This window comes from Paenibacillus sp. HWE-109, from assembly GCF_022163125.1.
Classification (GTDB): Bacteria; Bacillota; Bacilli; order Paenibacillales; family NBRC-103111; genus Paenibacillus_E.
The window spans coordinates 4,798,196-4,811,301 of the sequence record NZ_CP091881.1 but is presented as its reverse complement, the minus strand read 5'-3'; the positions used below and the strand labels follow the sequence as shown (position 1 = coordinate 4,811,301).

The window sequence follows — 13,106 nt, the reverse complement described above, 5'->3', positions numbered from 1 at the left end:
AAATTGAAGGAGGAAATGAAATGTCAGCAGTAAAGTCAATTGCAGTATTAACTAGTGGAGGAGATTCACAGGGCATGAATGCAGCCGTACGTGCGGTTGTAAGGAGCGCGCTTTTCCATGGCCTTGAAGTCTTTGCCGTACAACGCGGGTACCATGGTCTGATCAATGATGATATTCGTCAAATGGATCTGCGCAGCGTAGGCGATATCATTCAACGTGGGGGAACGATTCTGCAGACGGCGCGCTGCAAAGAGTTTATGACACCGGAAGGTCAACAGATCGCTGCGGATAACTTGCGTAAACGCGGAATTGACGGATTGGTCGTGATCGGGGGAGACGGTTCCTACCAAGGAGCGAACAAGCTTAGCAAATTAGGTATCAAAACGATGGGATTGCCAGGAACGATTGACAACGACATTCCATTCACTGATTTCACAATCGGTTTTGATACAGCGGTTAGTATTGTGGTGGATGCGATCAACAAGCTTCGCGATACAATGACCTCCCATGAGCGTTCCTCTGTTGTTGAAGTAATGGGACGCCATTGTGGAGAGATCGCTTTGTATGCTGGACTAGCTAGTGGCGCAGAAACGATTATCGTACCCGAAGTGGAAGTTGATCTTCATGAGGTAGCGACACGGATGAAAGATAATTTTGCTCATGGCAAACGCCATAGTATCATTCTGGTAGCAGAAGGAGCGGGCAACGGCGACGGGATTGCCAAGGAAATTACGAAGGTTGTTGGTATTGAGCCTCGTGTAACGGTTCTTGGCCACATTCAACGTGGTGGAGCGCCTACGCACAATGACCGTATATTAGCTTCCCGACTGGGAGATTTTGCCGTTCGCAGACTGATGGAGGGCGATTCCTCCAAAGCTTGTGGTGTGATCAAAGGCGAATTAGTCGCAACGGATATTGATTTGGTTGTGAATACGAAACGTGAGTTCAATATGGAACTTTACGAATTGGCAAGCCGCTTATCGCAATAATTCGATGGTACGATTTAACTATTGACCATTGGTTTAACTTTGGCTATAATAACGAACAACGTACAAATCGACATTAGGTCAGTGAAGAGCATCCAACTCGGAGACGTTTGTGATCGGAACAGCTTAAGGCAGCTTGGTTGTTCTCTAAATAGACCGGCACCGCCCGTTATCGCGGAACCAAGCGGATGAAGAGGTATCTATCTTCATCAAGTTGGGTGGCACCGCGAGCAGAACGCTCCTCGTCCCAATCGGACAAGGGCGTTTTTTTGTCTTTTTCTCACATTCGAAAAGGGAAGCGGTGGATCACATGTTGGATTTGAAATGGATTCGTAATCATCCGGATGAAGTGAAAGAAGCAGCCATCAAGAAAGGGATCGATTGTCCCTTGGATGAGCTGTTAGAGGTCGAAGCGCAGAAGAAGAAACTGCAGCAGCTAGTCGAACAGCAGCGAAGCGAGCGCAACCGGGCATCCGCCGAGATTGCCAAACGGATGGCGCAGAAGGAACTTGCGCAGGCCGAAATTATGAAAGAGGATGTGCGACGCCGCAACCAGACGCTCACAGAGCACGAGGAGGAGCTTGCGAAGCTGGAGGAGCGATTGAAGCTCCTGCTGCTGACCGTTCCGAATTTAGCATCGCCGGATACGCCGCTTGGCGCATCGGATCAAGATAATGTTGTGATTAAGGAAGTCGGGCAGCCGACAGTCTTTGAATTTGCAGCCCGCGACCATATGCAAATCGGTGAGGACTTGGATTTATTTGATTTTCCCCGCGGAGTTAAGGTGGCAGGCAGCCGTAATTATTATTTAAAGGGAATGGGGCTGTATTTGCACAGAGCCGTCCAACAGTTGGCGATTGATCTGTTGAGCGATCGAGGCTTTACAGTGATGGATGTTCCTTTAATGGTGCGGGAGGAGACCCTTGTGAATGCGGCTTTCTTTCCCGCTGGCAAAGAGCAAACCTATGAATTGCCGGACGATAAATGGTTGGTTGGCACCTCGGAGGGACCTTTGGTTTCGTACTATGCCAATGAAACTGTGGATTTGTCCAAAGGTCCAGTCCAACTGGCTGCCGTTTCCAATTGTTTCCGTCAAGAAGCAGGATCGGCAGGAAGGGATGTTCGCGGCTTATATCGGGTACATCAATTTGCCAAAGTAGAGCAAGTGATTCTTTGTGAGAATGATCCTGTTGCTGCGGAACGTTGGTTGGAGCGGATCACAAGAAACGCTGAGGATATTCTGGAGCTGCTTGAGCTGCCTTATCGAATTGTTGCCGTCTGCGCAGGAGATATGGGGGCCAAGAACTACAAGCAATTCGACATCGAAACGTGGATGCCGAGCCGCCAAGCTTACGGTGAAACCCATTCCTCGTCGAGCCTGCTAGATTATCAAGCACGCCGAAGCGGACTTAGATACCGGGATCAGAACGGCGAGCTTCGCTATTGTTACACGCTGAACAATACAGCTGTTGCCACACCGCGGATCCTGATCCCTTTGCTCGAAAATCACCAACAAGCGGATGGCTCCATCTACATTCCCAAGGCGCTGAGGCCCTATATGAGAGGGCTTGAAGCTATTCCGGCTCCATAACAAAGAACCTTCTTCCTGTGATGTTTCGCAGGGAGAAGGTTCTTTGTGTTGTTTAAATTAATAGCCTTCATTTAAATTAACGATATTCATCATTTCGCCGCCATCCAGAAAAGCTCTAACGTTGTGATAAAAGATGGACGAAGCGCGTTCCGTATAATGGGCGGAGGCTCCTGCAATATGCGGCGTAAGTATGACATTCTCTAAGGTCCAGAAAGGTGAAGTGACTGGGAGCGGCTCCTGTTCAAATACATCAAGCGCTGCACCGGCTAGTCTGCCTTCTTGCAGTGCGGATATCAAAGCTTCCTCGTCAATTACATCGCCACGTGCAAGATTAATTAGGAAAGCGCTGGGCTTCATAAGCGCAAGGTGCTCCTTCGTAATAAAGCCTCTTGTTTTGGCCGTACTTGGAAGTAGGAGAACAACGAAGTCGCTTTGGGAGAGCACAGTCGTCAGACCGTCTTCGCCGCTATAGGTTGCATCACATGCAGGCTGAGGATCGCCTGAGCGATTAAGCCCGATAACCTTCATATCAAAAGCTTTGGCTTTGCGAGCGACAGCTTCACCAATGGCGCCTGCACCGATAATTCCCAGCGTTTTACCATGCAATTCACCAACCTGAATATGATGGCTCCATATTTTATTTTGTTTTTGTTCGTGGAACAAATTGGCTTTGCGCACCCATTGCAGCATCAAGCTAAGCGTGAATTCACTCATCTGGATGGTATGCACGCCGCGGGCATTCGTGAGGACAATATGACGCTCAGCCAGTTCTTGAAGTGGCAGCTTGTCGACGCCTGCGGATAAGGTTTGCATCCATTGCAGCTTAACAGCCAACTTCATAATGTCTGGATTGATGCGTCCCGCTGTAACGATAACATCTGCGTCAGCGATTTCTTGTTCAGCTCCGCTCGATGATTTGAACCACTGAAACTGACTTCTTGCTTTTAAATCTTCGGGCATTTGTTCGATCATCGTCGTCAAATCCATCCCAGTGATGGCAACAATCTTCATCTTATCCTCAACTCCCGTAAATTTGAATGTACATAGCCGTCGTTGTTCTGGTAACATGAACCTGTCCCTATGATAAAACAAAACAAAAAGGAAAGTAAACTTGTCCTTATAATCCAAACACCCTGAGAGCTTCAATGCCCTCAGGGTGTCTATATGCCAATCTTAGTAATTCACATTAGGCGTATAATTATTATTGGCATTCCATAGCAGAAATTCATCGACGCCATTTTCTTTCAGGGCGCGGATCTGTTCCTCTACTTCATGTTTGCCATACTTAATGTAGCCAGGTATCCAGGAGGCTGTGAAATCTTGAATCCAAGGTCGAATAATCGGTTTCCAGCCTTTTTTATCAATAGCTTCCAACTTCTTGTTCGTGTCTTTGGAGGCACCGTTGATCGTGGCAAAAGGGGCGGCATCCGGCACTTTGGAGCCGAACCAACCGGTACTGTAATGACTTGGATAAATCATTGGGGCAATAACATCGACATTTTGTGAAATTTTCTCAAAATCTTGACCAATGCCCTCGGCAGCTGGAACAGATGCGGCATAACCGAAAATATCAACAGAAACGCGTGCGCCAAGCGGCTCGATTTGTTCTTTGGCGTATTTGACGAAGGAAGCAACAGCATCGATCCGGGAGCGGTCATCTTTGGTATATTTCAGTGTGTCCGCTCTTTTTTCAAAGCCTTCCGGGAATCGCACATAGTCAAATTGGATTTCTTTGAAGCCAGCTTTAATAGCTTCCTTCGCGACTGCGATGTTGTAATCCCAAACTTCCTTGTTATAGGGATTCACGAAACTATCTGGCTGAGTCTTGCCATTGTTCCATAATGATCCGTCTGGGTTGACGAAGGACCACTCTGGTTTTTTCTTGGCGAGAATTGTGTCCTTGAACACAACAATGCGGGCAATCGGATAAATCTTATGCTCATTGAGTGTCGTCATTAACCCTGGCATATTGCCAATGATTTTCTGTGTGGTTCCCATAGCATCGAGATCGGGATTACCCGTCTCCCAGGTGATGTAGCCCCAATCATCCTTGACGTCGATGACTAGTGAATTCAGCTCCGTATCATCCAGAAGCTTCACAAGAGTAGTAAGGCGAGCACCTCCGGCACTATGAGCAGTGGAATAGACACCTTTCACTTTGGGAGCATCCTTCTGTGGATCTTGCTTATTCACGGGATCGAGTGGGTGCGAGCCTTCCGATGGTGCAGGTTGAACGATAGCAACGGCATTTTTCGCGTTAAGTGAAGCTTGCACAAGCTGTTCAAAGTTAGCATCAGGATTAGCGGCTGTAACGTTGCCCCAAATAAGGGCGAGTGAAGCAAGTAAAATTTCCATGATGTATAAGTCCTCTCCTATCTTGTACTTCTTTTATTATAAAGCAAGCTGTAAACTACGCACAGAGGAAATTTGTAGAGGAATGTAGAAAGAAGGTAGAATCCTGTTGAAGCGAGATCGACAAATTATTTCATTATCCGGTGTTAATTTCTTCTACTATGCGTCGAGTGCTATTCTGCTGCCTTATTTGCCTTTGTACTTGCAAAACAAGGGGTATTCTGCCGGCGAAATCGGCATGCTGATGATGATTGGACCTTTTATCTCGATCTTTGCCCAGCCGTTTTGGGGCTATGTGAGCGATCGTTTTAATTCGGTTAAAAACATCGTTTTCCTGCTCTGGGTCCTTTCCTTGCTTGGCAGTATTGGACTCTTTCTCACGAACGGCTTTGCGCTAACACTTGGATTCATCTTATTGTTATATTTCTTTCTGCTGCCTTCCATCCCGCTTATTGATAACTTGGTTGTGAAATCAACGATGAGTCGTGGAATCTCCTACGGGTCCGTTCGATTGTGGGGTTCCATTGGATTCTCAAGTGTTGCCTTGGTGTCAGGTCTATTGCTGGACAAATTAGGCGGAGTTGCCAGTATCCCTTATTTTTATTGGGTCCTCTGGATTTTTCCTTTCCTGTTGCTTGCCTTTATCAAAGATGAGAAGAGCACGGGAGAGCGGATCACGTTAAGTGCAATCAGCATTATTTTCAAAAATAAAAGCTTCCTATGGTTCATGCTGATGATCCTCTTGATTTCCATTCCCCACCGGATGAATGATGCTTTACTTGGCCTTTATCTCAGCAAGCTGGGAGCGACCGATGCGATGGTAAGCTGGGCCTGGGCTATAGCGGCTTGCAGCGAAATTCCGATATTTGCGCTTATTAATCGCTATATGCATCGTTATCATGAATTAACCCTCTTAGGGATTGCCTCAATCTTATATACCCTGCGTTGGATCTTTTATATCTTCGTTAGCGATCCATGGGTATTAATTGGTTTGCAAGTGACGCATATGCTTACGTTCGCTGTGTTGTGGATCGTCGCCGTTCAGTATGTTGTTAGACTGCTGCCCGAACAATTTGGTTCAACAGGGCAATCGATTCTAGCTATGGTGTTTATGGGACTTGCGGGCATCATTGGCGGATCGGTAGGGGGATGGTTGAGTGAAGAATGGGGAGGCGCAAGTATGTATGTATTTGCCACCATCATGTCCGCGGTAGCGGCATGCTTATTTCTTGGTACTCAAGCCTTTATGCGAGGCAAAAATATATAAAAAAACACCCGGACGCCTGCGGCACCGGGTGTTATGTACATTATTTGTGACCTTGTCCTGAGTCGGTATTCGTAACTTCTGCAGGATTGACTTCTTTGCGAACGGATGCAGGCTGCTCCTCAATTGTGGAATTTCCGCCATTTCCGCTCGTTGCATCTTTGAATTCACGAAACATTTTGCCGAATCCTCTGCCGAGCTCTGGCAATTTATTAGGCCCAAACAGAAGTAGGGCAACAATTGCAATTAGAATAATGTGCCAAGGTGATAATGCTCCCATGCTAGACACCTCCAGTAATTTATGTTTAGCTCTAGTATAGCATGCTCTTATCATAACCTATATACCCTAAATATTACAAACTCAATAACTTTGAAAAAAAGTTGGTAAAAGTCAAAGAAAGACGCCCTGTTAATGATACAGGGCGTCTTTATGATGTTCTGTAATACTGAATTGAATAATTTCCATGACATCTTCTGCTTCGAGCGCCTCGATACCAAAGCGGAGGACGATCTCGGAGTCCAGCTCACAGCTGGTTAAGAAGGGGTATAATTCCGGTGTTAATTTCATTACAATCCTGGATAATTTCACTGTCTCCACAAGCATCACCCTTCCAATCAAGAGATTAGAAAAAGAACTACGCCTGAACCATTTAAGTTAACAACCAGAACTATATGAAATTACAATCATTATAACACAATTCACACTGGAATAAAGAGGCGAATGCAATGAATCATTATTTAAGTTTGCGGAATTCGCCGACAACACCAACGGTTTCCACGATATTCACGAATGCTTTTGGGTCAATCTGTTTAATTATCCGTTTTAATTCAACAAGCTCATAACGGGTAATGACGGTCATCAACATATCGTGCTGCTGCTTCGTATAAGCGCCTTCCGTCTTCACTAATGTGACGCCTCGCGGGAGGGACAAGAGCTCGTTAATCAATTCGTCCTTCTGTTTCGTTACAATAAAAGCAGTTACCTTGACATGGCGGATATGTATAGTATCAACGACCTTGCCACTAATATAGATAGCTAACATGGAAAACAGAGCCAGGTCCCAATTATGCTTGAAATATCCTAGGGCAACAATTACAACGCCGTTCATAGAAGATAGAATTGTACCAAGGGGAAAATCAAATTTACGCGTCAAGATTAAGCCGACAATATCGAAGCCACCGCTGGAACCGCCAATTCGCAAGGTAATTCCGCTTCCAATTCCGATTAAAACGCCACCAAAGACAGCGCCGAGGATAGGCTCTTGAGCTACATAACTGGTCGGAATAACTTGCATCAACCATACCGTTAAGATAACCGAAGCGACACTAATCATGATGAATCTGCGTCCGATGGAGACCAATCCCCAAATCATCAGCGGCAAGTTGAATAATAAATACAAAAAGCCAATGTTGAAATTCGTAAAATAACCGATAATCATGGCAAATCCAGAAACGCCGCCGCTAAGCAGCTGGTGAGGGATGAGAAACATGTTGAAGCCAACCGCGACAAGCAGCGCGCCAACTAGAATGACAAGGACATCTAGCGCTTTTTTCAAAAAAGATCACCTCTAAAATAGTATGCAGCATATTGCAAGTATAATTCATTCTTTCAAAACTTCAATCATTATTTAACCACTGTTCAATTGAAAAATGAGAATAAAAAAGCTGCGTCCTTGTTCACGGACAACAGCTGTGTTTATTAGCGTCTCTTAAACGAACCTGATCGCGAGCTCGTGCTGGGCTTACTGCTTTTGCTGCTGGAGGGCTTCGTTACCTTATTGGTCGTAGAACCATCGTTCTTACGAGTTGTGGAGCTGCTTCCGGTATTGGAAGAGCCGGTACCCGTGCCTGTTTTGAATGTGCCTGTGCGATCGGATGTTGTAGGTTTTTTATCCTTGGATGTGTCGGTTGTTGGTGCGGTCGACTTACCATTTCCGGCATTATAGGTAGGTGTCCGCGTATACCCTTTATAATCATAACCGCCTCTGTTATTGAACCAACTGCCGCCAAGCAACGATTGGAGCAGTGAAGCTGTCAAATAGCCTTGTAAAAAAGAAGAGTCATAATGCGTCTTGGCATATTGGATACTGTCAATTTGGACGAGAGTGTTTGTACTATCTTTTGGATCCTTTTGGATATTAATAACTTTATCCGTATAGATCAGGAACATCTGATCTTCGGATTCCTTGCTTTTTTCCTTGGGTGTTTCTTTGGAGGCAATCTCTGATGCTACAACGGGAACACTTTTGCCTTCAACAGAATACACCTTGGATAGATTGCTGCCCTTGCCATCGACGCTTACGAGAGGGTACTGATCTTTGACATAACGTCCGGCATCAGCGCCACACGCGGTAAGAAGGGTGATGATCAGTAGGAATGAAAGCCATGATGTCCATCTTTTCACTTTGCAGTAGTCCCTCCTTTCCAAACTTTACTAAATGATAACATAGGTTGTTTAAGGCGTCGATTTCAAAAATTTGATTTGATTGCCAGGGGTACGCTCGCCTTCCAGTGCGATAAATTTGCCGTCCTGCCATTGCAAGAAGAAAAATCTGCGATCCGGTCCGAAATAGCGCCAGAATACAACGTCATCCCCGCTGCGGAAATCAGTATTGCCTTCCGTACGCGTCACATCATTCCGATGAAACTCCAAATCAAAAGTTACATCTTCATCTAGCTCCAGTCGAGTAGGCACATCATTAGGGTCATCCAAAGCGCCTTCAACGAAACTGCAAAGGAAACAATCATAGGTTCGCCCTTTTTCCACGATTAGACACTGAATATTTCTGCCACTTTGTAAATAATAAGCGTAGCGGTGAGGCGCGAACCCGCGATCAAAATAAACGACTTTGCCGGATACGACGTATTCCTCTAGGTCTACATTGACAATATCGCCAACTCGAGCATCTTCGAGAGGATTGCCAACGGGTGTTGTTGGAGGTACTTCTTTATTGCTGCGCAGGATATTGCTTACACGTTTGAAAATGGACATTGTGAACGCTCCTCTGTTCCGTTTATTGTTCTAAGATGTAATACGCTTTACTCATCCGTAAGGTTTCGCTCGCCTTTTGAAAGACGCCTCTGGAAATTTGTATATAACTTGTGCTATAATATTTTAGATGTTCTTAAGGGCGGCCAATTGGATCATGGAAGATGATAAATCGAAAGTGTATTCCACCAAGAAACTATAGATACGGATAGGAAGTCGTACTTAAGGGTAAAAAAGATACAAGGCATTAGCCTGCCCTGTACAAAAGGAGATTGAATATATTTGAAAACATTTCAGGAGTTTGGTTTAGAGCCGGCGATTTTACGCGCTGTTACGGAGATGGGTTTTGAAGAATCCACACCAATCCAAGAGAAAACAATTCCATTAGCAATGGAAGGCCGGGATTTGATCGGTCAAGCACAAACAGGTACTGGTAAAACAGCAGCGTTCGGTATTCCGCTTATTCACAAAATCAATACAAAAGAAGAGCGTATTTCTGCTCTTATCATGTGTCCAACACGGGAACTTGCCATTCAGGTTGCGGAAGAGATTGAAAAACTCGGTCGTTTCAAAGGCATTCGTTCTTTACCGATCTACGGTGGACAGGATATCGTTAAGCAAATTCGCGCTTTGAAAAAGAAACCGCAAATTATTATTGGTACACCAGGTCGTTTACTTGACCATATCAACCGCAAAACGATCAAACTTGATGATGTTCAAACCGTTATTCTGGATGAAGCAGATGAAATGCTCGATATGGGCTTTATGGATGATATCCAATCCATCTTGAAATTAGTACCAGAAGAGCGCCACACAATGTTGTTCTCCGCTACAATGCCGGCGAACATTCAAAAATTGGCTCAACAGTTCTTGCGCAACCCAGAACATGTATCGGTTATCCCGAAACAAGTTAGTGCGCCTCTGATTGACCAAGCTTACATTGAATTGCATGAAAAACAAAAGTTCGAAGCGCTTAGCCGCTTGATCGACATGGAAGCACCAGATCTTGCCATCATCTTCGGCCGTACCAAACGTCGGGTTGATGAATTAGCAGAAGCTCTACAAAAAAGAGGGTATGCTGCTGAAGGTCTTCATGGTGACTTGTCCCAAAATCAACGCGATAACGTGATGAGAAAATTCCGTGATGGCAGCATTGATGTACTCGTTGCAACTGACGTTGCCGCTCGTGGTCTCGATGTTTCCGGCGTAACACACGTTATTAACTTCGATCTTCCGCAAGATCCAGAAAGCTATGTTCACCGTATTGGTCGTACAGGCCGCGCGGGTAAAGAAGGTACAGCTTGGACTTTCGTTACACCAAGAGAAATCGATCACTTGCACTTCATTGAGAAAGTGACTCGTCACAAAATCAGCAAAAAACCTTTGCCTAGCTTGGCTGAAGCCATCGAAGGCAAACAAAAAATGACAGCTGAGCGTATTCTTGATGTCTTACAAAATGATACGCAAGGCGAATTCAAAGGTCTGGCTATTCAAATGTTGGAGCAATATGATTCCGTTAATCTTCTTGCAGCAGCTATGAAGCTTCTGACAGGCGACAAAAAGGAAACGAATATTGAATTAACACCAGAAGATCCGATTCGTGCAAGAAAGAAAAAGTTCGACGTGCGCAGCTCAGGCCGACGCGTTGGCGGTGGATACGGTTCAGGATCCAGTTCGTCAGGTTCAGGCGATCGTCGTCAAGGTGGCGGATACAGCTCAGGCGGTTCCAGCAGCTCGAACTCCCGTTACCCGCGCAAAGATAGCAGAGACTATGGTTCAAACAGAGAAGGCGGAAGCAGTTCTTCTTCCAGAAATCGCGAATACGGCAGCAACAACTCCGGAAACCGTGATCGTTCCAGAGCTCCTCGCAAAAGCGAAGACACGCTTGTAAACAAATAAGGCAGTTAAGTCTACTAAATAATGGCGGAGATCCCTTGGGATCTTCGCCTTTTTGCGGTTGCTAATGACAAGAACCGGAGTGGCATCAGTAGATGTTCCAATGGGATGAAGGTGGTATCAACCTCCTTCATAATAGACGGCTACCTATAAATTAAAAAATAGGCTATAATTAAACATATCGTAAAGTAAGACAAGCGTAAGACAATATCGTTTGAAGTAGCGTAGATAATCAACGTAGAAAGTTTCCTGAAGGAAACGCTAAGGAGGAAGCGGTTTTGGAGTTTAGAGGTGTTATGGGAGGGCTATACAGAATATCAGAATGGATTATGCGTCTATCGGTAATCAATCTGTTGTGGCTGATATGTTCGATTCCGGTTTTCTTTTTTGCATTTATGGGTTTGGTGAGTCCGTCACCAGATGCTTTGAAGTCCATGTTGCCAATACTTGCTATTTTGGCACCGTTTACTTTGTTTCCCGCAACCTCTGCCATGTTCGCTGTAGCTAGGAAATGGGTTACTGGGGAAGAGGATGTTCCCTTATTAAAAACGTTCTTCCGCAGCTACAAAGAAAATTACCTGCAAAGCATGGTTGGCGGTATTTTCTTTGTCATCATTTTCGTGGTTATTGCTGTCAATTATTTCTTCTACTTAAAACAAGGGAGCTCACTTAGGGTACTAGCCATATTGTTTATTGCTTTTACGGTTATTATCATCATTTCCTTGTTTAATTTCTTTTCTATAATGGTGCATCTGCACATGAAAATTTTCCAAATTCTAAAGAATTCAATTTTGATTACCATAGGCAATCCCATCAACTCAATTGTTTTATTGATTTGCAATGGTGTTATTTTCTACATTTGTTTGACTAAGTTTAATTTCTTCCTGGTTGTTTTCTTTATGGGAAGCATCATGGCGACATTCTCTTTCTGGCAGTTCAACCGGAGCTTCACGAAGCTGCAAACGAAGCAGCAAGCGCTTGAAGAGAAAGAACAGCAGCGGCTCGCTGAGGCGGAAGCTGAAGCAGAAAAAGAAAAAGAACAAAGTGATTCAGATAATGGTGACGAGCCGATTGAAATTAGCTTGCATAAAAAAGATGAGAATGAAAAGAATAAAGAATAATCCTGCCAGTTGATTATCAGCCGGTAGGGCACTATAATAAGAACTACAAAAGAATCCTGCGATGTTCGTAACGGTTTTAAGTTGTTTTAAACCAATGACTGTTTCTAGGGAGACCTACATTGAAGTGTGGCTGACATGCCCTCGAAAGGGGACCTCAAATACACCTCTGCGGACACCCACCTGCGAGAGCGGGTTTGAAGCACCAAAACCGGACGGCATAGGCGGGTTTTTTTGTGCCTATTTTGCTCCATGCAAAAAATTAATTACGAAAGCCTCGAATCCATGAAGTGGATTCGAGGCTTTTTTGGGTACTGAGGTGTGAGAAGCCCAATCTCCATTGAATATTGTGGCTGTGAGCATGAAGGTTGGGGCTGTGCGATTAGCTAGGAGGAGCTTGAAAGTGACTATTTGTGATTCGCAGTAACTCGTGGTGACTCCAAGTGACTTCAAGTGACTTCAAGTGACTTCAAGTGACTCCAAGTGACTCCAAGTGACTCCAAGTGACTCCAAGTGACTTCAAGCAACTTCAAGTGACTTCAAGCAACTTCAAGTAACTCGAAGTGACTCGATGTGACTCGATGTGACTTCAAGCAACTCCAAGTGACTCCAAGCAACTCCAAACAACTTCGAGCAACTCCGGACAACTCCATGACTCGAACAACCTGTAGGTGGCTGGATTCAATATGAGTCGGAATAGTGCTCGGCAGGATTAACGCAATCCGACTGGCGGATACTTGAATACGGATGCAAAGGGAACTATGTTCCCTTATTAATCATCCAAACAGCCATTTGGCTGGATAGACGGAACTACGATACGTTAATTTGCCTATTTTACTGGTATTTCACCTTTAAATAGGGGAATAAGGGAACGTAGTTCCCTTTCAGCTTGGAATTCGTTCGAATTGAA

At 44.9% G+C, this 13,106-nt stretch carries 12 protein-coding genes and 1 other RNA gene; 6 read left to right on the top strand and 7 right to left on the bottom strand.

Annotated features, from left to right (window positions below):
* Positions 1-20: 20 nt before the first annotated feature.
* Entirely contained in the window at positions 21-989 is a 969-nt protein-coding gene (gene pfkA / locus LOZ80_RS20620) for a 6-phosphofructokinase (RefSeq protein ID WP_238166474.1), read from the top strand.
* 307 nt (positions 990-1,296) lie between these two features.
* The gene (serS, locus tag LOZ80_RS20615) at positions 1,297-2,577 is read left to right on the top strand and encodes a serine--tRNA ligase (protein WP_238166473.1); all 1,281 of its coding nucleotides are present in this window, start codon (positions 1,297-1,299) and stop codon (positions 2,575-2,577) included.
* Between the two features lie 57 nt (positions 2,578-2,634).
* Here serS and LOZ80_RS20610 read toward each other — a convergent pair whose 3' ends face one another.
* Complete coding sequence (locus LOZ80_RS20610; protein ID WP_238166472.1) at positions 2,635-3,588, bottom strand: D-2-hydroxyacid dehydrogenase; 954 nt, start codon at positions 3,586-3,588, stop codon at positions 2,635-2,637.
* Between the two features lie 162 nt (positions 3,589-3,750).
* Positions 3,751-4,932 carry a putative glycoside hydrolase gene (locus LOZ80_RS20605; RefSeq protein ID WP_238166471.1) on the bottom strand — a complete coding sequence of 394 codons (1,182 nt, stop codon included), beginning with the start codon at positions 4,930-4,932 and terminating at the stop codon, positions 3,751-3,753.
* Positions 4,933-5,038: 106 nt separating this feature from the next.
* On the opposite strand from LOZ80_RS20605, the gene LOZ80_RS20600 reads away from it, so the two are divergent.
* On the top strand, positions 5,039-6,196 hold the full coding sequence (locus LOZ80_RS20600) for an MFS transporter (protein ID WP_238166470.1): 1,158 nt from the start codon (positions 5,039-5,041) through the stop codon (positions 6,194-6,196).
* Positions 6,197-6,236: 40 nt separating this feature from the next.
* On the opposite strand, the gene LOZ80_RS20595 is transcribed toward LOZ80_RS20600, so the two are convergent.
* The 5 genes from LOZ80_RS20595 to LOZ80_RS20575 form a co-directional block, all read right to left on the bottom strand.
* Complete coding sequence (locus LOZ80_RS20595; RefSeq protein WP_238166469.1) at positions 6,237-6,473, bottom strand: Sec-independent protein translocase subunit TatA/TatB; 237 nt, start codon at positions 6,471-6,473, stop codon at positions 6,237-6,239.
* 129 nt (positions 6,474-6,602) lie between these two features.
* A complete protein-coding gene (locus LOZ80_RS20590; protein WP_189009092.1) occupies positions 6,603-6,797 on the bottom strand; it encodes a hypothetical protein in 195 nt (64 codons plus the stop codon).
* A gap of 130 nt (positions 6,798-6,927) precedes the next feature.
* Positions 6,928-7,749 carry a YitT family protein gene (locus LOZ80_RS20585; RefSeq protein WP_189009089.1) on the bottom strand — a complete coding sequence of 274 codons (822 nt, stop codon included), beginning with the start codon at positions 7,747-7,749 and terminating at the stop codon, positions 6,928-6,930.
* A gap of 143 nt (positions 7,750-7,892) precedes the next feature.
* Positions 7,893-8,597: a DUF4247 domain-containing protein gene (locus LOZ80_RS20580; RefSeq protein WP_238166468.1), complete on the bottom strand. Its 705-nt coding sequence runs from the start codon at positions 8,595-8,597 to the stop codon at positions 7,893-7,895.
* 51 nt (positions 8,598-8,648) lie between these two features.
* Positions 8,649-9,185, bottom strand: coding sequence for a DUF4178 domain-containing protein (locus LOZ80_RS20575; RefSeq protein ID WP_238166467.1), 537 nt, complete (start codon positions 9,183-9,185; stop codon positions 8,649-8,651).
* A 279-nt stretch (positions 9,186-9,464) separates the two neighbouring features.
* Between LOZ80_RS20575 and LOZ80_RS20570 the strand changes: the two genes are divergently transcribed.
* The 3 genes from LOZ80_RS20570 (at position 9,465) to ssrS (ending at position 12,431) form a co-directional block, all read left to right on the top strand.
* A complete protein-coding gene (locus LOZ80_RS20570; RefSeq protein ID WP_283214680.1) occupies positions 9,465-11,081 on the top strand; it encodes a degradosome RNA helicase CshA in 1,617 nt (538 codons plus the stop codon).
* Between the two features lie 275 nt (positions 11,082-11,356).
* Complete coding sequence (locus LOZ80_RS20565) at positions 11,357-12,199, top strand: YesL family protein (protein WP_238166466.1); 843 nt, start codon at positions 11,357-11,359, stop codon at positions 12,197-12,199.
* 50 nt (positions 12,200-12,249) lie between these two features.
* Positions 12,250-12,431, top strand: a non-coding RNA gene (gene ssrS, locus LOZ80_RS20560) — 6S RNA.
* Positions 12,432-13,106 lie beyond the last annotated feature (675 nt).

Excerpts from the sequence above, each read along its gene's own strand:
- LOZ80_RS20595 (WP_238166469.1), bottom strand. The coding sequence starts at position 6,473 with ATGGGAGCATTATCACCTTGGCACATTATTCTAATTGCAATTGTTGCC.
- LOZ80_RS20590 (WP_189009092.1), bottom strand. The coding sequence starts at position 6,797 with ATGCTTGTGGAGACAGTGAAATTATCCAGGATTGTAATGAAATTAACA.
- LOZ80_RS20605 (WP_238166471.1), bottom strand. The coding sequence starts at position 4,932 with ATGGAAATTTTACTTGCTTCACTCGCCCTTATTTGGGGCAACGTTACA.
- pfkA (WP_238166474.1), top strand. The coding sequence starts at position 21 with ATGTCAGCAGTAAAGTCAATTGCAGTATTAACTAGTGGAGGAGATTCA.
- serS (WP_238166473.1), top strand. The coding sequence starts at position 1,297 with ATGTTGGATTTGAAATGGATTCGTAATCATCCGGATGAAGTGAAAGAA.
- LOZ80_RS20610 (WP_238166472.1), bottom strand. The coding sequence starts at position 3,588 with ATGAAGATTGTTGCCATCACTGGGATGGATTTGACGACGATGATCGAA.
- LOZ80_RS20575 (WP_238166467.1), bottom strand. The coding sequence starts at position 9,185 with ATGTCCATTTTCAAACGTGTAAGCAATATCCTGCGCAGCAATAAAGAA.